The sequence below is a fragment of the Burkholderia metallica genome (genome assembly GCF_902832845.1).
GTDB classification, from domain to species: Bacteria; Pseudomonadota; Gammaproteobacteria; order Burkholderiales; family Burkholderiaceae; genus Burkholderia; species Burkholderia metallica.
Genome location: NZ_CADFDB010000002.1, coordinates 593,430 through 617,771, shown reverse-complemented (window position 1 = coordinate 617,771; position 24,342 = coordinate 593,430). Strand labels below are relative to the sequence as shown.

The following is a 24,342-nucleotide window of genomic DNA, read 5'->3' as shown; positions in this document are numbered from 1 at the left end:
TATGAGCCCTTCACACGCAGTTCTGCAATCGGTGATATCAGCACGCTCCGCGCAGCGGGATGTTACGGCCTCGGTCGCTCGTCGGACTCGGAACCTTGTGCCGCCTACGGCATAAGATAGCGGCGTCACTTTGACTATCGCGCACCAGTCCCAATGCACAAGCAATCGTTTTCCGCATATCATACAAATCGGATTGCCAGTTTCCATCACGTGTGCGATGGTTTTGATGAACTAGCCCTCGTTAAATATAGATATCCCAATGTCGATAAAAAAGAAGCTGCAAGTTTTTGTTTCATCCACTTATCGTGACTTGAAAATTGAACGTCAGGCAGCAGTTGAGGCGATCCTTAAAGCCGGCCACATCCCTGCTGGCATGGAATTGTTTTCGGCGGGCAATGAGTCGCAATTGGAAACAATTCGCCGATGGATAGACGAATCCGACGTCTATATGCTTATTTCTGGTGGTCGTTATGGCTCGGTTGAGCCTAACACCTCCCTCAGCTACACCGAATTGGAGTACGACTACGCTGTATCGCAAGGCAAACCTGTCTTCGCAGTCGTTATTACCGATGAAGCGTTGAATGTAAAGGTTCAGAAAGACGGAAGGGACGTAATCGAAACAGAGAGTACGAAAGAACTTAAATTATTCCGCGAAAAGGTGCTTTCAAGAATCTCCTCATTTTTCTCAGACACCAAGGACATCAAGCTTGCTGTGCACGAGACGCTTTCTGATTTTCAAGCTCGATATAAGTTAGCAGGATGGATTCCTGCTCGTGATTTGCCTGACATGACGTCGATGCTTGAGGAGATGCAAAAATTGCGAAAGGAGCGCGATGAGGCTTTGTCGCAATTAAGTCAAATGAAGCTATTACCGGAAAATAAGGCACCTCGATCACCGGCTCGCTGGTCAGATAACGAATTCAATGAACTAATAGAACTTCTTGAGGCAATGGAAATTAATACCAAGGCCTTTAACAAAAATCCGGAAGACCCGCCTATCAAGGTGAATGTGCTGGGCATATTTGATGTGATGCGAGACAAGTTAATTACGGGCGTCACCAACAGCATGGGAATCAAGGAAAGGGAGAGCTTGCTTTACTTCAACGTTTGCCCGAAGTTAGAAATGCATGAGCTGGCCGCGGTCGAAAAAGTGAGTGGAGTAGCGTGGCAGCGATATCGCTTAACCGCTAAAGGAAAGGCATTGTTGGTATTTATGGACAAACAGAAGCTCGCATCGGAATCCGTAAAGAAAGTGGCATCGGTAGCGCCGTCAAATCCCGATAAGCCGGACGCTCCGATGAGCGCGAAGAAGCCCGCAGCAAAGCAGACGGCGAGAAGGAAGCTAAACGGCTGAGCCGCTGTGTCGAACGTCTGCGCCTGGCCGAACACCGACGTTCCTCCCCGGCGTTCCCCCGAATTCCGCGATGAACCCAAAAAAAGCGCCGTCCAAACGGACGGCGCATCGAACGAAGACTCGCTTCGGGTACGGAGAATCGAACGCAATCACCCAACGCTCGACCCACCGCATTGTCGCGGCGCGACAGCCCGCGACGCAATCGGACCGGTCCGAGCACACGCCTACTTTCAGACTGGGCCGATTCATTTCGGCCATCCCCGCGTTCGACAATGCTTCCACCCTGCCCGACCCGCTTGCCGGTCCCGCCGGCCGGGAAATCGACCACACAGGAAAAGCATATGAACGATGCAGGATCGTCTACTCGCCATGCCGACGCCGCCGCCGATGCGCGCAGCGATTCCGGCGGCCATACGCTGCAACGCGGCCTGACCTGGAAAGACGCATTCTGGGTCACGAGCGGCGTGCCCGCCGGCGTGCTGTTCACGATCGGCGGCGTGTCCGCGACGATCGGCCACCCCGCTTGGGCCGTCTGGATCGCCGCGATCACGATGGGCCTGATCCAGAGCGCCACCTACGCGGAAATCTCCAGCCTGTTTCCGCACAAATCGGGCGGCGCGTCGGTGTACGGCGCGATCGGCTGGGTGCGCTACAGCAAGCTGATTGCCCCGGTTTCCGTATGGTGCAACTGGCTCGCGTGGTCGCCGATGCTCGCGCTCGGCTGTGGCCTCGCGGCGAGCTACGCGCTCACGAGCCTCTTTCCCGCCGATGCGGCGGTGCTGACCTGGCAGCTCAAGCTGGCCGACCTGAGCTTCATCAAGCCCGGCCTGTCGCTGCGGATCAACGCGATCTTCATCATCGCGGCGATCCTGTTGCTGATCACGTTCAAGCTTCAGCACAGCGGCGCATCGAAGGCCGCGAAGACGCAGCGCATCCTCGGCATCGCATCGCTCACGCCGCTCTTGATCGTCGGCATCGTGCCGTTCGTGTTCGGCGACGTGCCGATGTCGAACCTGCTTCCACTGCTGCCGCTCGGCCACGATGCGCAAGGCAACCTCACAGCCGCGACGTTCGGCGCGTGGAACGGGCAAGGCGTGACGATGGCGCTCGGCGCGATGTTCATGGCCGGCTGGGCGTCGTACGGCTTCGAGACGGCCGTCTGCTACACGCGCGAATTCCGCGATCCGCGCCGCGACACCGCGAAGGCGATCTTCTGGTCGGGCGCGCTGTGCCTCGTCGTGATGACGCTCGTGCCGATGGCGTTCCAGGGCGCGCTCGGCACGCAGGCGATGCTCGATCCCGCGATTCGCGACGGCACGGGTGTCGCCGCTGCGATGGCGAAGATCGTCGGCGGTGGCGCATGGGTCGCGAATGCGGTGGTCGTGATGCTGATGCTGTCGATCCTGTTGATCGTGATGACGTCGATGATGGGCTCGTCGCGCACGCTGTATCAGGCGTCAGTTGACGGCTGGCTGCCGAAGTACCTGTCGCACGTGAACGAGCACGGCGCGCCCACGCGCGCGATGTGGACCGATCTCGGCTTCAACCTCGTGCTGCTGATGATGTCGGACTACATGACGGTGCTGTCGATCTCGAACGTCTGCTACATGTTGTTCGTGTTCCTGAATTTGCAGTCCGGCTGGATTCACCGGATGGATCGCGGCGACCGCGATCGTCCGTTCCGCTGTCCGACCTGGCTGCTCGTCGCGGGCGCCGTCTGCGGCTACGCGAACCTCGTGTATGCGGGCGCGGGTGCCGATCTGCAAGGCGAAGGCACGCTGCGCAACGGGCTGATCGCGATGCTGCTGATCGTGCCGGTGTTCGTCTATCGCCACTACTGGCAGGATCGCGGCCGCTTCCCCGCGCAGATGCAGCGCGACATGGAGATCGAGTTGCCCAAGCGCAGCACGTGGCTGAACCTCGCGCCGTATGCGGCGCTGATCGGCGCGGTGCTGACGGTCGCCGGTTCTTATTACTTTGCGTGGGGCCGTTGAACACGCAACGCCGGCCGCGAGGCCGGCGGTATTGAAGCCGGGTCGACGTACATCGACGGCCTGCCCGGGTGCGCGTGATGCATCCGGGCAGGCCGTCGACCGTACGAGGCCCCGGAGCGGGTGTTCGATGGTGGCCGGTGGGCGCGGCCACGTCACGATTCAGATGCTGACCGTGCTGCGGTCTCTAAAGAAACGCTGCCAGATGCGAGCATCGAGCACCCGCCCCCGGACCTTGCCGCCGTTCGGGCGGAAACGACCATGACACCCGTTCGCGCACCGCTGCCGGACGGCGAATACCAGGCCACCTCCAAGGAACGCAACGATCTCGCCGCGGCACTCAACGGCCATGCCGCCGTGTATCCGCGTGCGCGGATGACGGTCGATCACGGCGTGGCGATTTTTCATCGCGACGGTAAAACGATGTGGACCTGCGACGCGGCGTATGCGGCCGCGCACTTCAGGATCGATCGGGTGTGAGCGGCTGCGTGGCGGGCCACGCGATTGCCGGCCCGCCGCAGATTTGGCCGGAACGGTTCTGCGACGCAAAAAAAAGCAGAGAGCGGTTCGCTCTCTGCTCAGGTGGAACGCAATTGCCAGCGGCAACTGCGTTGTGCAGCCGTTCACGGGCTGCACTTCCGGACGGCATTACTTCGACATTGCGTCCTTCGACATCGCATCTTTCGACATCGTGCTCTTCGACATCGTGCTCTTCGACATCGCATCCTTTGCCATCGAGTCCTTCGCCATGCCGTCCTTCGCCATGCCGTCCTTCGCCATCAGGCCCTTCGACATGTGACCTTCCTTGCTCATGCCGCTTTTGGCCATATGATCCTTCGCCATGCCGTCCTTTGCCATCCCGTCGGCCGTCTGGGCGAAAGCGACAGTGGCGCTCGACATGAGGGCGAGAGACAGGGCTGCAATACCAATCTTCTTCATGAAACCAACTCCGTTGATGAGATAAATGACAGGGGGGAACAAGCCGGCAACGCCGGCATTTTTTGGCCGCGCCGAACGCCTGAAGCGGCTCGACGCAGGCCAAATTCGAGTCGCGTACGTCAGGATCCGCCGAACCAGTTGTATCCGCGGTCGACCCAGTAACCGCCGGGATACGTGTTGGTCACGAAGATCTCCATGATGTGCTTGGGATTCTTGTAGCCCAGCTTGGTCGGCATCCTGAGCTTCATCGGGAAACCGTACTTCGCGGGCAAACGTACGCCGTCGTATTCGAACGCAAGGAGCGTTTGCGGATGCAGCGCCGTCGGCATGTCGATGCTTTCGTAGTAGTCGTCCGCACACTTGAATCCGACGTACTTCGCCGTCGTGTCCGCGCCGACGCGGCGCAGGAAATCGCCGAACGGCGTGCCGCCCCAGCGCCCTATCGCGCTCCACCCTTCGACGCAGATATGCCGGGTGATCTGTTCGGCGCGCGGCAGCGCGTAAAGCTCCGGCAGGGTCCAGCTTCGCCGGCCGGTCACGCGTCCGCTCACTTGCAGCCGATAATCCGACGCGTCGACGGCGGGTACGTCGTCGATGCCGTAGAACGCATTGAACGGAAACGGCCGGGTGATTTGCGCGTCGGTATAAGTCGGCGCAAGACGGTTCGGATCGAACAGCATCGCTTGCGCCCGGTCGTTCAGACGCGACACGGCGCTGAGGAACGTATCGACCGACTCGTCGTCGGTCAGCGAACAGCCGGTCAGCATCGTCAGGCCGCCCAGCGTCAGCAATTGCTTGCCGAACAGCCGCCGCGACGGCAGCGCCAGCTCGCGGCGCACATCGATCAGGATCGATGCGCGATCGAGCGCCGGACGTTTCTTTCCATTTTCTTCATTCATAGCGAATTCCTTATCGACCGCGCAGCATCGCGATCAACGAACGCGGAACCAGCGCGACCATCGTCACGTGCACGACGATGAAGGCCGCCATCAGGCTCATCGCGACGAAGTGCACGACGCGAGCGGCGTCGTATCCACCCATCAGTTCCCTCAGAAGCGGGAACTGCACGGATTTCCAGATCACGAGCCCCGACAGCAGCAGCACGACGAGATCGCAGACGATGAACAGGTAGGCGAACTTCTGGACCGCGTTGTAGCGATGCGGGTCGTCATGCGAGAGCTTGCCGGTCAGTGCGCGGGCGAGATCCCGCAGGATCGCGCGCGGCGTCACCGGCAGGAATTTCCGGAAACCGCGCCCGCTTGCGAGATTGATCGCCAGATAGGCGAGCCCGTTGAATGCGAAAAGCCACATCGCGGCGAAATGCCATTGCAGTGCGCCGCCCAGCCATCCGCCCAGCGTGATGCTCGCCGGAAACGTGAAGCCGTCGAAGATCGGCGATGCGTTGTAGATACGCCATCCCGACAGCATCAGCGTCACCGCGGCGATCGCGTTGAGCCAGTGCGTGACGCGCAACCAGACCGGATGGACCGTGCCGCCGCGCCGCGCAGGCGTGCGGGTCGAGCGTAAATCGGAGCCCGTTGCAGACATGAAATCCCTCGATCGAATGCGTTACCCGGATTGAAGAAGCGCGGTCGATCGAACGACGTGTTCGATGACGACCCGCGATACTCCCCGGGTAACAGGTAGGCGGCCGGCGAAACGGGCAGAACTGAAAGCGCCGGAACAAGGCGGTCGCGATACGAACCGCAACCGAAGGAGCCGATGGTCGCAAACGCGTCTGGCGTCCGGCAATAAGACTGATCTGATTCTTCGGCAACCTGATCGATGCATGTCGCGCTTCAAATCTGCGTGCAAAAAAAATCGGCGCGCGCCGTCATATTCGTTCGGCCGATCCGACTATTCGCTCCCCTAACCAGGACGATGAAGCCTTCGAGCCGTTGCCTCGGGCCGTGTCGTCGAATCGGAGCATGACTCGATGTTGAATAGAAAAATGCTGTACAGCGCGCTGCTGGCCCTCTCGCTCACCGCTTGCGGCAGCGGTATCGATCAGCAGAGCATCGACGCCGACAAGCTGTTTTCCCAAACCAACGAAACGGACAACGCGGTGCTGATGTTCTCGCGCCGCGCGGACGGCACGCTGTCGTCCGGCGTGCGCGTGGCGACCGGCGGACACGGCACCAACGGCGTCAATTTCTTCATGGGAGGCGCCGTCGCGCCGGATTCGCTTGCGAGCAATCACAGCGTGATCGTCACGCCCGATCGCAGCCGTCTGTTCGTCGTCAACTCGGGCGACGCGACCGTTTCGGTGTTCTCGCTCGACCCGGTCACGCACGCGCCGCGCCTGCTGCGCGTGACCCCGACCGGCGGCGAACATCCCACAAGCCTCGCTTATTACAACGGCGTGCTGTACGTCACGCACCAGACCGGCGATCAGCAGCTGCGCGCCTACCGCGTCGAAGACAACGGCGGACTGACCCAGACGGGCGCCTATCCGCTCGTCCGGGAAAACGCGCTGCCGACGTCGGTTACAGTCAGCCCCGACGGATCGACCGTCGTCGTCAACGTTCCGCTGTCGGGCCCGGGCGGCACGCAGCTCGACACGATCGTGAGCTTCCCCGTGCTTCCGGACGGCCGGCTCGGCGCCGCGTCCACCATTGCGTCGCAAAGCGGCGTTCCGTTCGGCGGCCGCTTCGCGCACGGCAGCCAGCGCGACCTCTATGTCTCGGCGGATGCGAGCGGGGCGCTCAACACCTATGCCGTGTCGCGCGGCACGTTGCAGGGCCGCAGCGGCCCGATCGCGAGCGGACAAGCAGCCAGCTGCTGGCTCGCGATTTCGCCGGACAATCGCTTCGTCTACGTCGGCAACGGCGCGGGCAGCGTGTCGTCGTACGCGCTCGATGCGAGCGGCCGCGCCACGCTCCTGAAATCCGTCGCCGCGCAGGAACCCGCGGTCAACGGTCAGGCGACCAGCCTCGCGGGCGACTCGTGGATCAGCCCTGACGGCAAGTTCCTGTACCAGAGCTATCTCGGGGCCGACAAGGTCGTGACCTATGCGATCGGCGCCGACGGGTCGCTCACGAAGCTCGACGAGAAACCGGCGGGAACCGCAAGCGGCGTCAGTCTGCAAGGGATGGCCGGCGTCTGACATCGCGCCGGCGCCGCAGACCGTTCATCGGCCGCGGCGCCGGCGATACGACACGGCGATCGCGCGGCCCTCGGCGCCGCGCCCTGCATACGCCGACCTCGCATGGGGCGGTGCGGGCCTGCCCCTCCCCCTGCCGGTCTAAAACCGGCGCGTAGCGGCAATCACCGGACGCCGGGAAATCTGCCGCGCACGGCAATGCATGCCGACGGACAGCGAAAAACAGGACTGGTCCGACATCGAAACGCCACCAAACGTCCCGTTGCCCGATGGCCCCGCCTGATCGCGGTCAATAGAATGAAACAAACGATCCGCTTCGAATCTCTCCCTTTGCGGATCAACACAACAGGAAACAGATACCCGAGGCGGACTCGAAATCCGCATGCGAACGCGATCCGCGTGTGTCGCGCCGTCATGCTTCGAGTCAACATGGAATGCAGAAAAGTCAGGTTCACCATCAAGAATTTATCGTAGTCCTCATTGATATTTGCGTAATCGCCACGATCGCGATGACGATGCTCGGCGAGTCGATGTGGTCGCTCGCGGCGCTCCGTACGGAAACGCTGCTCGTCGCATCGAGCGCGCTGTTCGCGACGTTCCTGCTGAGCCTCTCCGATCGGACCCTGAACGATACCGGCGTCCGTGCGACTCGCTACCTGCTGCGCACACTGGCCCTGTGGCTCGTCGCGCAAGGCAGCGTGTTCGCGATGATGATCGCGCTGTCCGCCGTCAGCCTCGCATCGGTTGCGTGGTTCATTCGATGGACGTTCGGCGTGGCGATCGCGCTGGTGGCGTTCCGTATCAGCCTCTTTCTGTGGCGATGCCGTCGCCTGCGCGCGCCCCGGCGCCACCGGGCGATCGCGATCGTCGGAACCGGCGAGCGCATCGCGCGACTGGCTGCCGGGATCGACGGAGCTTCGCCGTTCCGGCTCGTCGCGATCTGCCAGACGTCGCCGCACGACACGCCGATCGCCGGCGCGTTGCCCGTTCTGCACGACCTCGCCGCGTTTTCGCGGCAGGCGCGGCAACAGCGGGCGAGCGAAATCTGGATCGCGCTGCCGCTGAGCGACGAGCAGACGATCGTCAGCGTCATCGACGAATTCCGCCACGACTTCGTCGACATGCGCCTGCTGCCCGACGTCAGCCAGCTGGCGCTGTTCGGCAGCCAGGTCGACGAAGTTCTCGGCGAACCCGCGATCTCGCTCGCGGTTTCACCGTTGTCGGTGCGGGCGCGGATGGCGAAGGCCGTATTCGATCGCGCGTTCGCGGCCGCTGCACTGATCGCGCTGATGCCGCTGCTGCTCGCGATCGGCGTCGCGGTGAAGCTGTCGTCGCCGGGGCCCGTGTTCTTCACGCAGAAGCGGCGCGGCGCCGATGGCGAAACCTTCGACATCTACAAGTTCCGAACGATGAAGCTGCACGTCGAGCGGGACGGCACGGTGGCGCAGGCGACGCGCAACGATCCGCGCGTCACGGCCGTCGGCGCGCTGTTGCGGCGCACGAGCCTCGACGAGCTGCCGCAGTTCATCAACGTGCTGCTCGGCGACATGTCGGTGGTCGGCCCGCGCCCGCATGCGGTGGAACACGACGCGCAGTACCGCACGCTCGTCGACGGCTACATCCACCGCTACCGGATCAAGCCCGGCATCACCGGATGGGCGCAGGTCAACGGGCTGCGCGGCGCGACCGAACGCGTCGAAAGCATGCAGTCGCGCATCGAGTACGACCTGTACTACCTGCGCAACTGGTCGTTCGCGCTCGATCTGCGAATCATCGGCGCGACCGTCCTGAAAGGGATCGTGCATCCCAACGCTTACTGAGCGGCAGACCCGTTCGCTTGACCGGCGAACGCAGCGCGCTCTCCACTGAACCCGCTTTGCCCGGCCACCCCGGGCGGAACGCGCGCGGTCGCCGCATCCCCGGCGCCGCCATCAAGGAAGGAGCAGATGAATACCTCGAACGCCCCGACACGAGCCGGTGAATGCTGGCGCGTCATGCGCGGCCTCGCGCTCGCGACGGCGGCCGGTACGCTGTTGTCCGCATGCGCGCTCGCGCCGGGCATGCGGATGGATCATCCATTCGTCCAGAGCCTGCGGGCCGCCCCTGCATCGGATGCCGACGCGGCCGTCGCGGCCGCGAACGCGCCGGCATCGCCCGCCGCGTCGTCGCCGTCGGCGAACGTTTCGCCCGCGAGCCTGCCCGTGCCCATCGTGCGCATCGACCCGTCGCTGATCCAGCATCAGCGCGCCATGGACGCAGCGGCGCTCGCGACGCTCGCCGCCCCGGCTCCGTCGCGCGCGTCGTCCTACCGGATCGGGCCCGGCGACGTGCTGCAGATCACCGTGTGGGATCACCCCGAACTCGCCGCCGCGCAGCCCGGATCGCAGCAGTCGCCGCCGCGCGCGGCCGATCCGGTGGCCGGGTTCGTCGTCGACGATCGCGGCAACCTGACGTTTCCGTATGCCGGCCAGTTGAAGGTCGCCGGCCTGACCGCCGCCGATTCGCAGGCGCGCGTCGCGCAGGCGCTCGCGCGCGTGTATCGCGATCCGCAGGTGACGCTGCGGGTCGCATCGTACCGTTCGCAGCAGGTCTACGTGGACGGCGAAGTGCATACGCCGGGCGCGCTGGCCGTCAACGACGTGCCGATGACGCTCGCCGACGCGCTGTCCCGCGCGGGCGGCTTCACGCCCGCGGCCGACCAGAGCGACGTTACGCTGATCCGCGACGGCGTGCCGGTTCGCATCGATCTCGCCGGCATGATCCGCGCGCATCGCAATCCGGCCGACATCATGTTGCGCGCCGGGGATCTGCTGAAGATCGCCGCGCGCGACGACAACGGCGTCTACGTGATGGGCGAAGTCAACCGCCCGCTGCTCGCGCTGCCGAAGCGCAACGGCCGCCTCACGCTCAGCGATGCGCTGCTGCAAGCCGGCAGCATCAATTCGAACACCGCGGACGCCGCGCAGATGTTCGTGATCCGCGGCAGCAAGCACGGCACGCCGACCGTGTTCCATCTCGACGCGCGCTCGCCTGTCGCGATGGTGCTCGCGAACGAGTTCGAGCTGGAACCCAAGGACATCGTCTACGTCGACGGCAACGGCCTCGTGCGCTTCAGCCGCGTGCTCGCGCTGCTGCTGCCGAGCGTCAACACCGGCGCCGCCGCGGCGATCGCGACCAAATGAGCGCGCGCCCGTCCCTGCTCGTCCTGTGCGAAGGCAATCTTTGCCGCAGCCCGATCGCGGCCGCGCTGCTGGCCGCGCGGCTGCCGCACGCGACGGTCCGCTCCGCCGGCCTCGCCGCGCGCGTCGGGCATCCGGCCGATCCGCTCGCGCGCGACGTCGCGCGCGAGCTCGGGCTCGATCTCGACGCCCATGTGGCCGGCTCCGTCACGGTCGACCTGTGCCGGGATGCCGACCTGATCCTCGTGATGGACCGCGCGCAGCAGCGCGATCTCGAATCGCGGCACCTGTTCGCGCGCGGCCGCGTGTTCCGCCTCGGCGAGCACGCGCTCGCGCCCGGCGCCACGCGCGCCGGCTTCGACGTTCCCGATCCCTATCGCGGCACGCGCGACACCTTCGTGCACTGCGCATCGCTGATCTCCGCCGCCGTCGAGGGCTGGCGTCCGCTCATCCTCGCGCGCTGGCCCGACCGGCCGGCCGACCTCTCCTCTTCAACGACATCATGACCGCACCGCCTTCCCGCGAACCCGCCGCCGAAAGCGAGTTCGACCTCATTCACGCGCTCGACGTGCTCGGCGGCATGCGCTGGACGATCGCCGCGCTGACCGCCGCCGGCATCGGCATCGGTGCGCTGTACGCGTTTCTCGCGCCGCCGACCTATCAGGCCGACCTGATGATCCAGACCGACGACGGCGGCGACACCGCGGCGAAAAACCTGCTCGGCGACGCCGCGTCGTTCTTCAACGTCAACGCGCCGGCGTCGGCCGAGGCGCAGATCCTGTCGTCACGGCTCGTGGTGACGCGCGCGGTGGACGACCTGCGCAGCTACATCGTCGCCAGACCGAAGCGCTTTCCGCTGATCGGCGATTTCGTGTCGCGCTTCAACGACGGCGCGGTGCAGCCGGGCCTGCTCGGCATCGGCGGCTACGCGTGGGGCCAGGAAAGCGCGAACGTCACGCGCTTCGACGTGCCGCGGCGCGCCGAAGGCGACACGTTCAGCCTGACGCGGATCGACGCGCAGCGCTACCGGCTGTCGGGCCCGGATCTGGCCGACGACGCGATCGGCCGCATCGGTCGCGCGGAAACGTTCGCCACGCGCTACGGCCCGCTGTCCATCGAGGTCGCCGGCTTCGACGCGCTGCCCGGCACCCGCTTCCGCCTGATTCGTAACGGCCGGGCCGACACGATCGATGCGCTGCGCACGGCGCTCGACGTGCAGGAGAAGATCAAGCAGTCCGGCGTGCTCGTCGCGACGCTGCGCGGCGACGATCCGGCCGCGATCAGCGCGACGCTCAACGCGATCGCGAACCGCTATGTCGAACAGAACGTCGAACGCCGGTCGGGGGAAGCCGCCCGCTCGCTCGCGTTCCTGCAGGAGCAGCTGCCGATCGTGAAGCGCCAGCTCGAACAGGCCGAGCAGCGCTATGCGACGCTGCGCAGCAGCGGCCATTCGATCGATCTCGCCGAGGAAGGCAAGCTCGCGCTGCAGCAGAGCGTGGACGTGCAGGCGCGCGTGCTCGAACTCCAGCAGAAACGCGACGAACTGTCGCGACGCTTCCTGCCGTCGCATCCCGACATGGCCGCGATCGATGCGCAACTCGACACGCTGCGGCGCCAGCAAGGCAAGCTCGACACGAACATCGCGCGGCTGCCCGAACGGCAGCGCGACGAAGTGCGCGCGCAACTCGACGTGAAAGTCGGAACCGATCTCTACACGGCACTGCTGAACAACATTCAGCAGCTCGAACTCGTGAAGGCCGGCAAGACCGGCAACGTGCGCGTCGTCGACATGGCCATCGTGCCGGACGATCCCGTGCGGCCGAACCGGCCGGTCGTGATCGGCGTCGCCGCGCTCGTCGGGCTCGCGCTCGGCATGCTCGTCGCGTTTGCCCGCGACTTCCTCTATGGCGGCCTGGAAGGCATCGACGAGATCGAACGGCACGCCGGGTTGCCCGTGCTGGCCGTGGTGCCGTCGGCCAACGGCCAGCGCGCGGTGACGCGCGCAATCGCGCGCGGGGAAGGCGGCCCGTCGCTGCTCGCGCTCGCCGAACCGTACGAGCCGGCGATCGAGAGCTTGCGCAGCCTGCAGACCGCACTGCATTTCTCGCTCGCGCACGAAGAACATGCGGTCGTGCTGATCACGGGCCCGGTGCCCGGCGCGGGCAAGTCGTTCGTCGCGGCGAACTTCGCGGCCGTGCAGGCGGCGGACGGCAAGCGCGTGCTGCTGATCGACGGCGATCTGCGCAAGGGCCATCTGCACCAGGTGTTCGGCGTCGCGCGCGATCACGGCTTCGCCGATGCGCTCGCGGGACACGCCGCGCCCGACGGCGTCGTGCATCGCGCGGTCGCACCGAATCTCGACTTCATCTCGACGGGCACGGTGCCACACGCCCCCGCCGCGCTGCTGCAGCAGGCCAGCCTCGGCACGCTGCTCGCGCAATGGCGCACGCACTACGACACGGTCGTGATCGACGCGCCGCCGGTGCTCGCCGCCGCCGACGCAAGCTGGCTCGGCACGCATGCGAACGCGATCCTGCTGGTCGTGCGCGCCGGCCGTACCAAGGCCGGCGAACTGGTCGAGACCGCGAAGCGTCTCGCGGGCCGCGGCAGCGCGGCGCCGCGGGTCGTGCTGAACGGCATCGACCCGCGTGGCGGCCGGTGCGCGTACGGCACGAAATACGGCGGCTATCGCTATACCGAGTACCGCTATGCGAACGAATCCGACGACGCGTCCGCGCGCGGCTGGCGCGCGGCGCTGCGCCGCCTGACGGGGAGCGCGAAATGACCTTCGCCGACACCGATCTTCACGGCGCCGGACACGCCGACATCCCCGTTCGCCGACCCGACCGCAGCGGCCCGCCGCTGCGCATCGCGATGGTGGTCGAGGCGGCCGGCGGCGGCGTCGCCGTCCACCTCGTCGACCTGATCGCCGGCCTCAAGACCCGCGCGAACGTCGAGATCCACCTGATCGCGCCGCTCGGCGCACGTTTCGACGACGCGATCCTGGCCGACGCGCTGATTCACTGCGCATCGTTCCATCGGCTGCCGTTCCGCCGTTCGGTCGGCCTGCACGACGCCGGCGCCGCGCGCGCGCTGCACCGGCTGCTGAACGCGATGGAGCCGGACGTCGTCCACAGCCACAGCTCGAAGGCCGGCGCGCTCGCGCGCCTGTGCACCGGCCCGTGGAAACAGGTGTACACGCCGCATGCGGTCTACACGCTGAACCCGACGCTGTCCGCCGCGAAACGCTGGCTCTACGGCGGCATCGAGCGCTGGCTCGGCAATCGCCGCTCGGATGCGGTAATCGCCGTCTCCGGGGATGAAGCCGAGCATCTGCATGCGCTCGGCATCGCCCGCGAACGCATCCGCACGATCGCGAACGGCGTGACGCCGCCGGCACTGCTGCCGCGCGCCGCCGCGCGGGCCGTGCTCGGCGTGGCCGACGACGCGTTCGTGGTCGGCTTCGTCGGCCGCTTCGACGCGCAGAAGGGCGTCGACCGGCTGGTGCGCATCGCGCGCGCGCTCGCCGCGCGCTACGACGACCGGCTGCAGATCGTCGCGATCGGCTCTGGCGACTTCAATCGGGCGGCCGGCGCCGAAGCGAACGACCTTCCACTGAACCTGCGCGTCGCGGGGCGGATCGACAACGCGCGCCGCTACTTCTCGGCGTTCGACGCGTTCGCGCTGCCGAGCCGTTACGAAGGCTTTCCGTACGTCTGCATCGAAGCCGTCGCCGCGCACGTGCCGATCGTCGCGACCCGCGTCGCCGGCGCGACCGAACTGGTGGACGGCTACCACGTCGGGCTGACCGTCGACAACGACGACCGCCCCGGCGCATTCGCCGACGCGGTGGCGCGCCTCGCCGATTGCCCCCCGCAACTCGCGGACATGCGCCGGCGGTGCGTGCTCGCCGCCCGCCATTACTCGGCGGACGCGATGGTCGAACGCACGCTCGCCGTCTACCAGAACCTGCTCGAGGAACCCGCTCGATGAACAAGCCCGTTCATGTCGCGCTGCTGCATGCGTACAGCACGCGCAATTCCGGCGACGGCCTGCTCGTCGACCTGTCGATCGGCCTGCTGCGCGACGCGTTCGGCCCGCACGTGCGGGTCTCCGTCGTCGCGGCCGATCCGGCGTCGTTCTCGCACCTGCCCGACGTCTATCCGGCCCCCGTGCTGGCGGTGCGCGGCGCGGCGCGCATCGCGCAGGCGAGCGCGGCACCGCTGCCGCTCGTGCTCAATCCGTCGCTCGGCGCGCTGCGCGACCTGCTGAGCCGCGTCGACCTGATCGTCGGCGTCGGCGGCGGCTACCTGCGTGCGCGCAGCGCGACCGAAGCGCTGAAGCTCGAGGCCGGCCACCTGCTGCAGATGCGGCTCGCGCGCGCCGCGCGCAAGCCGACCGTCTATCTGCCGCAAAGCATCGGGCCCGCCGCGAGCCGGTCGTGGCTCGCCGCGCACATGCGCACGATGCTCGCGTCGTTCGACGACGTGTTCGTGCGCGACGACCGGTCGGCCGCGTTCCTGGCGGGCAACGCGAACACGCGGCGCACGCCGGATCTCGCGGTGCTCGAATTCGGACGCGGCCGCGCGGGGTTCGTGGCGCGCCGCCCCGCGCCCGACGCGGCGCCCGAACACGTCGCGATCGTGCTGCGCAAGCCGCCGGCGTGGAGCGCCGCGCAACGCACGCGCTACCACGCGTCGACCGGCGCACTGATCGAGCGGCTGTGCACCACGTGCCGGCTGACCTTCGCAGTCCAGAGCACCGGCCGCGGCAACGACGACAGCGCGTATTACCGCTCGCTCGGCATCGACGCCGTGCATTCGCTCAAGGACGTGCTCGCGCACGACACGCCCGACGCCGTCGTGTCGGTGCGCCTGCACGGCGCGCTCGAATCGATCCTGCACGGCGTGCCCGCGTACCACCTGAGCTACGAACGCAAGGGCTTCGGCGCCTATGCCGATCTCGGCGTCGCGGACTGGGTTGCGAACGCGGCGGATTTCGACGCAGCGGCCGTCGCGCAAACCCTGCTCGCCCCCGGCGCGCTCGAACGCTTCCGCGACGCGACGCGCGGCGGCCTCGCGCGCCTGCAGTCGGCGCGCGACACGCTCGTCGCGGCGCTGCACCACGCCGTCTACCGGCCCTGCGCCCGATGAAGGCGCTCGGGTCCCGGCTCGGGCTGCGCGTCGGCTCGCTCGCGATGAAGTTCGCGTTGACGATCGTCGTCGCGCGCACGCTCGGCTTCGACGCCGTCGCCGCCTACGGCTTCGCCGTCGCGGCATCGGTCGTCGCGTCGAAGGTGCTCGGGCTCGGCTTCAGCACCGAGCTGAACCGGCGGCTGTCGGGCGACACGCCGGCCGATGCGATCCGAACCGCCGTGCGCCTGTTCGCGCTCTACGGCATCGTGTATGCGGCGCTCTGCGCGCCGCTCGCAGTTCCGGGCTGGGCGGCCGGCATGCTGCATGTCGCGACGCTGCCGAATCTGCCGCTCGCGCTCGTCGCGCTGATCGCCTGCGCCGAACACGCGGCGCTGGAGGTCAACACCTATCTGTTTTCGCTGCATCGCGCGCGTGCCGCGTCCTGGTTGCTGTTCGTCCGGACCGGCGCCTGGGCCGGCGTCGCGATCGCGGCGCTGGCGGCCGGCGCGATCGGATCGATCGACGCGCTGTTCGCGCTCTGGCTGGCCGCCGACGTCGCGGTCGTCGCGGCGGGCTGGCTCGTCATCATGCGCGTCGCGCGCGCGCTGCCGGCGCCGCGGACGCCCGCCGGGGCGCCCGCGGCGCGCGGCCTGTCGGGCGTCTGGCTGGACGGGCTGCCGTTCTTCGTCGCGTTGCTGCTGATGTCGGTCCTGCAATATCTCGAACGCTTCGCCGCGGCCGGCGTGCTGCCGGCCGCCGAACTTGGCCGCTACGTGTTCGTCTGGTCGATCGCGAATGCGATCCAGACCGTTGCGGCGGCAACCGTCGTCGCGGTCGCCGCGCCGCGCCTGGTGCGCGCACGCGATGCGGCGCCCGGCGCGTTTCGACGCGAGCTCGTGCGCTCGATCGGCGCGTCGTTCGCGCTGACGGCCGCGACGGCCGTCGCGATCGCCGCGCTGCACGGGCCGTTGTTCCGGCTCGCGCACGAACCCGCCGATACGCTGCAGACTGCCGGCCTCGCGATCCTCTTGATGTCGTTCGTGCTGCGCGCGCTCGCGGACGTGCTGTGGGCGGCGGCCGTCGCGATGCGCGCGGGCCGCCGGGTCGCCGTCGCGATGGCCGGGCTGACGCTCGCGTGCCTGCCGGTGTCGATCGGCTTCGTCCGCGGCCTCGGCGCGCTCGGCGCGGCGTGCGCGCATCTCGCCGCGAGCGTCGCGATCGCCGCCGCGCTCATCTGGATCGTCGCGCCCGGGCTTGCCCGCACCGCGGGCGCCGAAACGGAAGCCGAACCGGGAGCCGCCGATGCTGCGTAGCCTGATGGCGAGCGGGCCGCTGCTGAGCCGGCGGCTGGTCGATGCGATCGCCGCGTGTGTCGCGCTGCTGTATCTCGCGGTCTATGCGAACGCGCGCGCGCTGCTGCCCGAGTTCATCTTCCGCGACGCCGACAAGATCGAGACGCAGATCGGCGGCGGTGCAACCTACGACGGCACGTCGTTCGATGCGGTCGGCCGCTTCTATCAGACGCTCGGCAATGGGGGCACGAGCGTGTTCGTCGCCGCGCTCGGCGTGCTGTTCATCTGGCTCGCGCTACGGCAGACCCGCCGCGCGGGCTCGCTGTGCGCGAACCTCGTGCTGATCGCACCGTGCCTGTTCTTCAACCTGTTCGTCGCGAGCAAGGACACGCTCGTCGTGCTGATCGCCGTGCTGCTGGCGTGGGTCGCGCGCCGCTGCGGCACGGTGCGCACGCTCGCGGCCGCGGTCGTGCTCTATGCGGGCTACGCCGCGTTCATCCGCAGCTATTTCGTGCTGATCGTGCTGTGCGCGGGCGGTGCATGGGCGTTTCGCCGGGTTCCCGTGCTCCTGAAGGTCATCGGGCTCCTGCTGCTCGGCGCGGCATTGATCGCGCTGCCGGATGCCGTCTACTTCCTGCTCCAGCATCCGCGCGACATGGCGGTCGACTATCTCGTCTACGAATCGCCGTTCGGTGCGCGGACGAGCTTCTACAACCCGTATCCGCCCGATTCGTTCGTGCACTTCGTCGGCAACTATGCGTACTCGGTGGTGCGGCTCAACCTGCCGATCCTGTTCTCGTTCGACGTGAAAGGGGTCGCGATGCAGGGCTTCATCGCGTTCGTGCTCGCGTCGGCGTGGCCGCGTGTCGCGCCGACGGCCGGCGCGGGCACCGCGTCGCTGCTCGGGGGCGAGGCGCTTGCCTGCCTGGTGCTTGGCCATATCGCCGTGTCGATGCTGTTCGAACCCGATCTCGGCAGCTACACGCGGCATCTGTCGAGCGTCGCGCTGTTCGTCGCGGTGCTGTGGCCGCTGCGTACGGCCCGTGCGTCAGCCGCCGCCGTTCGGCCGGCCTGAGCGCGCGTGCGGCTGCCCGGCGCGCAGCGCCTGCTCCACCGCGTCGAGCGCCGGCTTGGCCGTGCGATCCGCGCGGACGAGGCCGTAGTTTCGCTGCGCGGCGTCCGGCCCGTTCGGCGTATCGGCCCATTCGTAGATCGAGATCAGCGGCGTTTCCAGCTCGCCCGATGCGCGCAACAGCGTCGTCAGGCGCTGCACCTGACGCCTGTCGCCGTCGACGCCGGCCGACGTTGCGCCGTCCTCGGTGATGGCGACCGGCAGGCCGTAACGCGCCCGCACGTCCTGCGCCGCCGCGCGAATCTGCGCGGGCGTCATCCCGTACGCGTGATACGAGATCGCGTCGACGCATCCAGCCAGCGACGACGCCAGCGGCTCCAGCAGCCGATCCGGCGCCGACCCCGCAAAAGGCGCCCGCGAGAACGCGAAGCCGATGACGGGCACGTTCGGGCGGCGGGCGCCGAAACGCGCGCAGACAGCCTTCATGAACGGCGCGAACGTCGTGTCGACATCCCCGGTCGGCCAGTATTTGGCGAGATCGGGCTCGTTCCACAGCTCGATCGCCAACAGCCGCGCGCGGTACGCGTCGGCAAGCCGCATCACCGTGCCGGCCATGCTCGCGCCCGCTTCGGCGAGCAAGGCCGCACGCCGGTCGGGCGGCGCATCGCGCGGTGCGAGCGGTTCGAGCGCGCGAATGGTCAGCAGCACCGGCAGATGCGCGGCATGCGCGGTCGCGACTGCCGCGTCGACTGTCGCGCGATACGCGGGCTGCGCCAGCCGGTCGGTCCACACGCCCATCCGCACGAAACCGAAACCCGCATGCCGGATGCGTTGCGCGTCGTCCGCCGTAAAGGACTGCAGTTTGACCTGCACGCCGACGAGCGGCGCGCCATCGTGTACCGGCGCGGGCCACGGCGCGCGATCGCGTGCGCCGGCGTAGCCGGCCGTCAACGCGAGCGCGACGATCAGCGGATAGCGAAAGACGATATGCATGGAAGGGCTCTCATGAAGCGCGGCGTGCCGATGCACGCACGACAGCCGAAAAACAAAAGAACCGGCGCGTCGCGAAAACGTCGCCGGTTCGACCTGTCACGGGCAGCAGCGTTCTATGCCCGGTTGTATTGCTCGATATCGAGCGCGCCTTCCGCCCGCGCGACCAGCACGGCCGCCACGGTGTCGCCCGTCACGTTCGCGGCCGTGCACGCCATGTCGATCAGCCGGTCGACCGCTGCGATCACGACGATCACCTCGATCGGCAGCCCGACCGACGCCAGCACGAGGCTCATCACGACGAGCGCCGCGCCCGGCACGCCTGCCGCGCCGATCGATGCGAGCGTCGTCGTCACGACGACCATCGCCATCTGCCCCGCCGACAATTCAATGCCGTACGCATGGCTCGCGAAGATCGCCACCGTGCCGAGATAGACCGCGAGGCCCGCCATGTTGATCGTCGAGCCGAGCGGCAGCACGAAGCTCGCGATGCGGCTGTCGACGCCCAGGCGCGTGCGGCAGGTTTCGAGGTTGAGCGGGAGCGTGGCGGCGCTGCTGGCCGACGAGTACGCGAACAGTTGCACCGGCACCATCTTGCGCAGGAACGGCCACGGCTTGAGCCCGCGCAGCGCCAGCAGCAGGCTGCTGAACACGATCATCACGACCAGCAGCACGACGTAGTTGACCGCTACCAGCGAGCCGAGATGACCCAGCGCGGAGAAGCCGTGATCCGCCGTCACGTACGCGATCAGACCGAACACGCCGACCGGCGCGAACTTCAGCACCATGCCGATGAGCCGGAACACGACCGCCGACAGGCTGTCGAAGAACGCGCGCACCGGTGCGCCGCGCTCGCCGGACAGGTTGATCGCGAGTCCGAAGAATACGGCGAACACGATCGTCGGCAGCAGTGCGCCATCGGCAAACGCCTTGAACGGGTTCGACGGGATCGCGGCCATCAGCGCGTCCTTCAGCGACGCGGTCGTGCCGAGCTGCGCGGCGTCGATGCCGGCAGGCAGGCTGAAACCCTTGCCGACGCCGGCCAGCGTCGCCGCGGCCATCGCGAGCATCGCGGCGCACGCCATCAGCACCGCGTATACCGCGATCGACTTCCACGCGATCCGGCGCATCGCGGCGAGATCCGACAACGACGTGATCCCGCACACGAGGGACACGAACACGACCGGAATCACGCACATCCTGATCAACGAAATGAAAATGTCGCCGAGCGGCTGCAGCAGCATGGCCGGCTCGCCGGCGAAATGACCGACGGCGGCGCCGAGCAGCATCGCCAGCAGGATCTGCTGCCACATCGCGAGGCGCGGCAGCACGGACAGGGTACGCATCTTGTTCATGGAGTCTCCTTCTGGCGGGGTACCGGCGGTTCGTGCGCGTCGCTCACGAAACCGCGGCGCCGGGTTGATCGTCCGATTCATTGTGCGGACCCGCAGGCGATCTGGCAGTAGGACCAGGCCTATTCTCGTGTGCGGTCGATCAACCGGCCGGCGAAATCGCGACGAGGACAAGAAGGGGAGTAGACGCGACCGGCGATCGTCGCAGTGGAAAGCAGCCCTGAACGTCGAACGCGCAAGCGTGAATGCCCTGTGCTCGCATCTGGCAGCGTGAATTTTCCGAACACCCGTCGATATGAAATCGGTTTGCGACCGTGCCCACCGGTCGCCACAGGACATTCACGCTTGCACGTTCGTGCGGTCCGGCGATCCGGCGATCCGGCGGTCCGGAGAAAAAACGGGCCGCCCGATACCGGGCGGCCCGACCGGATCACCACACCGACGGCCCACCCTGCCGCCGATGTCGCCATTGTTCCGTAGCGGACCGGCGAAGTGAATCAGCCCGGTCCGATATTCGATCGGCGTCGCCGCTCAGAGCAGCAGCAACGCGGCCGTCGCGACGATCGTCGGCCCGATCGCCGCGGCCAGCAACCCGCCGACGCTCACCGATTCGTCGTGGAAGCCTTTGCGCACGATCGCGAGCCCGGCCGGGTTCGGCGCGTTGGCGATCACGGTCAGCCCGCCGCCCGCGACCGCGCCCGCCACGAGCATGTACTTCGCTTCGTCCGGGATGCCGGCGATCAGCGAGCCGAGATAGGTGATCGCCGCGTTGTCCATCACCGCCGTCAAGCCGAGCGCGCCGGCATAGAGCGCGTACGCGTCCATCGACGCGACGATCGGCTGAAGCCACCACTGCTGCAGGCCGCCGAGCACCACGAGGCCGCCGAGGAAGAATGCGACGAGCAGGCTCTCGCGCAGCATCAGCGGCGACTGGTAGCGCTCGTACGCGTGCGTGAAGCCGAGGAAGAACAGCAGCAGACCGACGAAGATCACCGGATGGTGCGCGCTCAGCACGACGCCGACCAGGAAGCCGACATGAATCAGCGTGACGCCCACCGGCACGCGCACGGCGTCCGGCTGCGCGGCCGGCGCGGGCGCGGCGGCCAGTGCGCCGCGCATCAGCACGGTCAGCACGCTCGCGTTGATCAGCACCGCGACGAGCGCCTTCCAGCCGAACTGCGCAGCCATGAACGCGCTGTCCCAGCCCCACGCGGACGCGACCATCAGCACCGGCGGCGCCGCATACGCGGTGAGCGTGCCGCCGATCGACACGTTGACGAACAGCACGCCGAGCGCGAGGTACTTCCAGTGCTCCTTGACGGGCGCGCCGAACAGCCGGTCGCGCAGGATCAGCGCGGCGAGCGTCATCGCGGCCGGCTCGGTGATGAACGAGCCGAGCAGCGGAATCAGCGCGAGCGACAGCCACACGACGGCCACGCCGGTGTCGACCGGCAGCATGCGCGCGATGCGCAGCACGATGCCGGTGACCGCGTCGAGGATCGGCTTGCTCGCCGCGATCACCATGATCGTGAACACGAACAGCGGCTCGGTGAATTCGCGCGATTCCGCATAGTCGAGCGCGAGCTTCGGGCCTGCCAGCGCCGTCATCGCGATCAGCAGCACGAGCGCCCAGAAGCCGAACACGACTTCGACTTCACCGAGGAAATGGAACAGGCCCGCGTGGCGCGGATGGCGATGCGCGAGCACTTCGAAGCGCTTCGCGAAGAAGGTGTGGAGCAGCGCGAGACCGAAGATGATCGCGCCGGCTAGTTCGACGGTGTGGGGCATGGCGGATTCCTGGATGAGCCGGCGAGCAGCCGGGCCGGTGGGGCAAAGGTGACGGACGAAGAACCGGCGAGCGCAACGACCGGCCGTTTATGGACACTCAAAGCGTATCGTGCGCACTGACGTCATTAAATCGGACCAGTCCGATACTACCGTCTCATGCGGGCGCGTTGCGATTCGTCGGCTGGATTCAGTTGTCGACGCAGGAAGGACAAGGAATTTTGCGCCGAATGGCGGTGCTTCCCGTAGTTTGGGCGGAAGCCCGTTCGGCTCGCCGAGCGCGCTCGGCGGGCTCGCTGGTCCGGTCGCATCTGCTGTCGCCGGCAATATAGGTTCCCTCGGCACTCTTCGCGGACGACATCGCCGAAGGTTGGCTCGTGCAGCCGCCGTTCGGCGAACCGGCATTGCCGCCGTGGCGTTACTTTATGTACGTGGCCTCGGCACGCGCGAACGACGACGCAATGCGGACGTTCAAGGAATGGCTGAAGGCAAGGGAATGCAGTGGCGCTGCGCGGGCACAATTGACCGCTTCCATGTGCCGGTCGTGCTTGCCATGCGCGTCATGACATGAAGGAATACGAAACAAATAACGCCGGTATGTGAATTGCGTATTGCCTTCGTCGATATCTGGAATGCGGTTTTCGATGTGCGTCGCGGAACCGCGACGCACGCAGCAAGCCGCGGACCGAGTCGCGGCTTGCTGTCGGACGACGCTTACTGACTGGCGCCGGCCGCCTTCTTCTCCGCGTTCTGCAGGTTCTGCGGATAGTTCGGATCATTGGCCGCCGGCTTGTAACCAGCGTCTTCGAGTTTCTTCAGCTCGGCGTTGTTCTTCGCACGCGCAGCCTTGCGTTCTGCCTTGTGTTGGGCCCTGGCCGCCTTGCGTGCCTGGCTCTTCGCTGCCTTGGCGTCCTGTGCGGCGGGCGCGCTGGCTTCGGTCTGTGCAAACACGGGAACTGCCGAGCCGAACAGGAACGCGGCTGCAGTAGCAGCCAGCGTGAGTTTTCTGATCTGGATTCGCATCGCTGAACTCTCTTTTCTGGTTTATCACGGATTGAACAACCATCGAAATACCGCCCCTGCCCCGACCGGGTGTCATGCCGCGTTCGGGACCTGTGCATCATAACCGCGCCGTGAAAAATGTGGCGTCAACGTGGCAATGGCGTTGGGGATACACGTATGGGAGAAACCGGGGATGCCGCTCGCGCGTCACTGGCGAAACGGAAACCGTGTGTTGGGTGTCGGCGGATCGTGCGCCCCTCATCCGACTCATTGCGACGGAGGCAAAAGCAGTCGACCTGTGAATCATGTTGTCCGTTGCTGCAGTTCGAGCGACGGTTCCTCCCATAAACGACCACGATTCGGTTCCACGGCAATCAACACAAACGTGATTGCATCGTCACAGCGCGCAACATGCGATCCGGCAACCAATCGTTGGGCTGTGATGCGGCGGGTCACCTGCGTGGGGAAGAGTTGGCGTCGCACGGTTCGTAAGACGAAAAGCGTGGACGTGTTGCGTGCGGTGAGGATATCGACCGGAATCTCATCACGAGTATGCGAACAGAACAGAATCCCATGTCGCCGCGCTCGTCTGGAAATCGTGGCACGTCGGATTGCGATCGCGCGGCAACGTTTGTGATCCGTCCGATTTGGCTCGGGGACGCGTCACGCGACGCTCGCGCATCACAGATTTTTCATTTCGAGGCTTGGGCTGCCGGGCTCCCTGGCGCGTGTCTCAAGCCGCACAGCATGCCGATACCTGTGGCCGCGTCGGGTCGGTGAGCTTTTACGGGGACCGGAAATGCCGGAAGGTGAGAATGTTCGGGATCGTCTCTCGAATTCGATGGCGGTGAGCTTTGCGGTCGCGTACCTCCTCACGTTGGTTCGCGTCGCGCACCAGATCGACCCAGGAGCGGGCGACGTATGCAAATGGCTCCGGGGGGCCGGTTCATTTCCGGAAAGCCCGCCCTGGACCTCTCCTTGCCATCGGGAGGCACAGCATTGATCGTCCGTTCGTTACGCCAAAGGTAGAAAGTTGGAAGGTCCTGGGCGGTGAGTCAGCCGCGGCGATTTCTTCTGTGCACAGGCTGCAGGCTAAATTTGACGAGTAGCACGCGGAGCAAGCCATCGGAAAAACATGTCCACAGACA

Annotated in this window: 19 protein-coding genes and 1 pseudogene; 13 read left to right on the top strand and 7 right to left on the bottom strand. The window is 66.5% G+C overall.

The annotated features are described in order from the left end of the window. Positions 1 to 259: 259 nt before the first annotated feature. The 3 genes from HWX08_RS10075 (at position 260) to HWX08_RS10065 (ending at position 3,825) form a co-directional block, all read left to right on the top strand. A complete protein-coding gene (locus HWX08_RS10075) occupies positions 260 to 1,354 on the top strand; it encodes a DUF4062 domain-containing protein (RefSeq protein WP_208454948.1) in 1,095 nt (364 codons plus the stop codon). A gap of 341 nt (positions 1,355 to 1,695) precedes the next feature. Beyond that, positions 1,696 to 3,348, top strand: coding sequence for a trimethylamine N-oxide permease (locus HWX08_RS10070; protein ID WP_174922716.1), 1,653 nt, complete (start codon positions 1,696 to 1,698; stop codon positions 3,346 to 3,348). Positions 3,349 to 3,606: 258 nt separating this feature from the next. Beyond that, positions 3,607 to 3,825 (top strand): hypothetical protein, encoded by a 219-nt coding sequence (locus HWX08_RS10065; RefSeq protein WP_174922715.1) that lies wholly within the window; start codon positions 3,607 to 3,609, stop codon positions 3,823 to 3,825. Between the two features lie 168 nt (positions 3,826 to 3,993). Here the strand turns inward: HWX08_RS10065 and HWX08_RS10060 are convergent, their stop codons facing one another. From HWX08_RS10060 to HWX08_RS10050, 3 genes are all read right to left on the bottom strand, one after another. Next, positions 3,994 to 4,284: a pentapeptide MXKDX repeat protein gene (locus HWX08_RS10060; RefSeq protein ID WP_174922714.1), complete on the bottom strand. Its 291-nt coding sequence runs from the start codon at positions 4,282 to 4,284 to the stop codon at positions 3,994 to 3,996. Positions 4,285 to 4,403: 119 nt separating this feature from the next. After that, positions 4,404 to 5,183: a molybdopterin-dependent oxidoreductase gene (locus HWX08_RS10055; RefSeq protein ID WP_174922713.1), complete on the bottom strand. Its 780-nt coding sequence runs from the start codon at positions 5,181 to 5,183 to the stop codon at positions 4,404 to 4,406. Between the two features lie 10 nt (positions 5,184 to 5,193). Then, positions 5,194 to 5,832 carry a cytochrome b/b6 domain-containing protein gene (locus tag HWX08_RS10050; RefSeq protein WP_174922712.1) on the bottom strand — a complete coding sequence of 213 codons (639 nt, stop codon included), beginning with the start codon at positions 5,830 to 5,832 and terminating at the stop codon, positions 5,194 to 5,196. A 388-nt stretch (positions 5,833 to 6,220) separates the two neighbouring features. Here HWX08_RS10050 and HWX08_RS10045 point away from each other — a divergent pair, with 388 nt between their 5' ends. From HWX08_RS10045 to HWX08_RS10005, 9 genes are all read left to right on the top strand, one after another. Then, positions 6,221 to 7,390 carry a lactonase family protein gene (locus HWX08_RS10045; protein WP_244122690.1) on the top strand — a complete coding sequence of 390 codons (1,170 nt, stop codon included), beginning with the start codon at positions 6,221 to 6,223 and terminating at the stop codon, positions 7,388 to 7,390. Positions 7,391 to 7,821: 431 nt separating this feature from the next. After that, entirely contained in the window at positions 7,822 to 9,207 is a 1,386-nt protein-coding gene (locus tag HWX08_RS10040) for an undecaprenyl-phosphate glucose phosphotransferase (RefSeq protein ID WP_174922711.1), read from the top strand. Between the two features lie 126 nt (positions 9,208 to 9,333). Further along, the gene (locus HWX08_RS10035) at positions 9,334 to 10,569 is read left to right on the top strand and encodes a polysaccharide biosynthesis/export family protein (RefSeq protein WP_174922710.1); all 1,236 of its coding nucleotides are present in this window, start codon (positions 9,334 to 9,336) and stop codon (positions 10,567 to 10,569) included. Then, complete coding sequence (locus HWX08_RS10030; RefSeq protein WP_174922709.1) at positions 10,566 to 11,072, top strand: low molecular weight protein-tyrosine-phosphatase; 507 nt, start codon at positions 10,566 to 10,568, stop codon at positions 11,070 to 11,072. The genes HWX08_RS10035 and HWX08_RS10030 overlap by 4 nt, the downstream gene beginning before the upstream one ends. Next, entirely contained in the window at positions 11,069 to 13,351 is a 2,283-nt protein-coding gene (locus HWX08_RS10025) for a polysaccharide biosynthesis tyrosine autokinase (protein WP_174922708.1), read from the top strand. The genes HWX08_RS10030 and HWX08_RS10025 overlap by 4 nt, the downstream gene beginning before the upstream one ends. After that, positions 13,348 to 14,559 carry a glycosyltransferase family 4 protein gene (locus HWX08_RS10020; protein ID WP_174922707.1) on the top strand — a complete coding sequence of 404 codons (1,212 nt, stop codon included), beginning with the start codon at positions 13,348 to 13,350 and terminating at the stop codon, positions 14,557 to 14,559. The genes HWX08_RS10025 and HWX08_RS10020 overlap by 4 nt, the downstream gene beginning before the upstream one ends. Next, positions 14,556 to 15,719 carry a polysaccharide pyruvyl transferase family protein gene (locus HWX08_RS10015; protein ID WP_174922706.1) on the top strand — a complete coding sequence of 388 codons (1,164 nt, stop codon included), beginning with the start codon at positions 14,556 to 14,558 and terminating at the stop codon, positions 15,717 to 15,719. Before HWX08_RS10020 ends, HWX08_RS10015 begins: the two co-directional genes overlap by 4 nt. Continuing rightward, positions 15,716 to 17,014 (top strand): polysaccharide biosynthesis protein, encoded by a 1,299-nt coding sequence (locus HWX08_RS10010; protein WP_174922705.1) that lies wholly within the window; start codon positions 15,716 to 15,718, stop codon positions 17,012 to 17,014. Before HWX08_RS10015 ends, HWX08_RS10010 begins: the two co-directional genes overlap by 4 nt. Continuing rightward, positions 17,004 to 18,068 (top strand): hypothetical protein, encoded by a 1,065-nt coding sequence (locus HWX08_RS10005; protein ID WP_174922704.1) that lies wholly within the window; start codon positions 17,004 to 17,006, stop codon positions 18,066 to 18,068. The genes HWX08_RS10010 and HWX08_RS10005 overlap by 11 nt, the downstream gene beginning before the upstream one ends. On the opposite strand, the gene HWX08_RS10000 is transcribed toward HWX08_RS10005, so the two are convergent. The 3 genes from HWX08_RS10000 to HWX08_RS09990 form a co-directional block, all read right to left on the bottom strand. After that, a complete protein-coding gene (locus tag HWX08_RS10000; protein ID WP_174922703.1) occupies positions 18,042 to 19,058 on the bottom strand; it encodes a glycoside hydrolase family protein in 1,017 nt (338 codons plus the stop codon). The genes HWX08_RS10005 and HWX08_RS10000 overlap by 27 nt on opposite strands. Positions 19,059 to 19,171: 113 nt before the next feature. Beyond that, a complete protein-coding gene (locus HWX08_RS09995; protein ID WP_208454947.1) occupies positions 19,172 to 20,410 on the bottom strand; it encodes a dicarboxylate/amino acid:cation symporter in 1,239 nt (412 codons plus the stop codon). A 528-nt stretch (positions 20,411 to 20,938) separates the two neighbouring features. Then, the gene (locus HWX08_RS09990) at positions 20,939 to 22,195 is read right to left on the bottom strand and encodes a putative Na+/H+ antiporter (protein ID WP_174922702.1); all 1,257 of its coding nucleotides are present in this window, start codon (positions 22,193 to 22,195) and stop codon (positions 20,939 to 20,941) included. Positions 22,196 to 22,527: 332 nt separating this feature from the next. Between HWX08_RS09990 and HWX08_RS34335 the strand changes: the two are divergent. Further along, positions 22,528 to 22,758, top strand: a pseudogene (locus HWX08_RS34335) (hypothetical protein); the annotation flags it as partial. Between the two features lie 148 nt (positions 22,759 to 22,906). Here the strand turns inward: HWX08_RS34335 and HWX08_RS09985 are convergent. Continuing rightward, the gene (locus HWX08_RS09985; protein WP_174922701.1) at positions 22,907 to 23,215 is read right to left on the bottom strand and encodes a DUF4148 domain-containing protein; all 309 of its coding nucleotides are present in this window, start codon (positions 23,213 to 23,215) and stop codon (positions 22,907 to 22,909) included. Positions 23,216 to 24,342: the final 1,127 nt, after the last annotated feature.

Coding starts and splice junctions, on each gene's coding strand:
- HWX08_RS10075 (WP_208454948.1), top strand. CDS start 260: ATGTCGATAAAAAAGAAGCTGCAAGTTTTTGTTTCATCCACTTATCGT.
- HWX08_RS10070 (WP_174922716.1), top strand. CDS start 1,696: ATGAACGATGCAGGATCGTCTACTCGCCATGCCGACGCCGCCGCCGAT.
- HWX08_RS10065 (WP_174922715.1), top strand. CDS start 3,607: ATGACACCCGTTCGCGCACCGCTGCCGGACGGCGAATACCAGGCCACC.
- HWX08_RS10060 (WP_174922714.1), bottom strand. CDS start 4,284: ATGAAGAAGATTGGTATTGCAGCCCTGTCTCTCGCCCTCATGTCGAGC.
- HWX08_RS10055 (WP_174922713.1), bottom strand. CDS start 5,183: ATGAATGAAGAAAATGGAAAGAAACGTCCGGCGCTCGATCGCGCATCG.
- HWX08_RS10050 (WP_174922712.1), bottom strand. CDS start 5,832: ATGTCTGCAACGGGCTCCGATTTACGCTCGACCCGCACGCCTGCGCGG.
- HWX08_RS10045 (WP_244122690.1), top strand. CDS start 6,221: ATGTTGAATAGAAAAATGCTGTACAGCGCGCTGCTGGCCCTCTCGCTC.
- HWX08_RS10040 (WP_174922711.1), top strand. CDS start 7,822: ATGCAGAAAAGTCAGGTTCACCATCAAGAATTTATCGTAGTCCTCATT.
- HWX08_RS10035 (WP_174922710.1), top strand. CDS start 9,334: ATGAATACCTCGAACGCCCCGACACGAGCCGGTGAATGCTGGCGCGTC.
- HWX08_RS10030 (WP_174922709.1), top strand. CDS start 10,566: ATGAGCGCGCGCCCGTCCCTGCTCGTCCTGTGCGAAGGCAATCTTTGC.
- HWX08_RS10025 (WP_174922708.1), top strand. CDS start 11,069: ATGACCGCACCGCCTTCCCGCGAACCCGCCGCCGAAAGCGAGTTCGAC.
- HWX08_RS10020 (WP_174922707.1), top strand. CDS start 13,348: ATGACCTTCGCCGACACCGATCTTCACGGCGCCGGACACGCCGACATC.
- HWX08_RS10015 (WP_174922706.1), top strand. CDS start 14,556: ATGAACAAGCCCGTTCATGTCGCGCTGCTGCATGCGTACAGCACGCGC.
- HWX08_RS10010 (WP_174922705.1), top strand. CDS start 15,716: ATGAAGGCGCTCGGGTCCCGGCTCGGGCTGCGCGTCGGCTCGCTCGCG.
- HWX08_RS10005 (WP_174922704.1), top strand. CDS start 17,004: ATGCTGCGTAGCCTGATGGCGAGCGGGCCGCTGCTGAGCCGGCGGCTG.
- HWX08_RS10000 (WP_174922703.1), bottom strand. CDS start 19,058: ATGCATATCGTCTTTCGCTATCCGCTGATCGTCGCGCTCGCGTTGACG.
- HWX08_RS09995 (WP_208454947.1), bottom strand. CDS start 20,410: ATGAACAAGATGCGTACCCTGTCCGTGCTGCCGCGCCTCGCGATGTGG.
- HWX08_RS09990 (WP_174922702.1), bottom strand. CDS start 22,195: ATGCCCCACACCGTCGAACTAGCCGGCGCGATCATCTTCGGTCTCGCG.
- HWX08_RS09985 (WP_174922701.1), bottom strand. CDS start 23,215: ATGCGAATCCAGATCAGAAAACTCACGCTGGCTGCTACTGCAGCCGCG.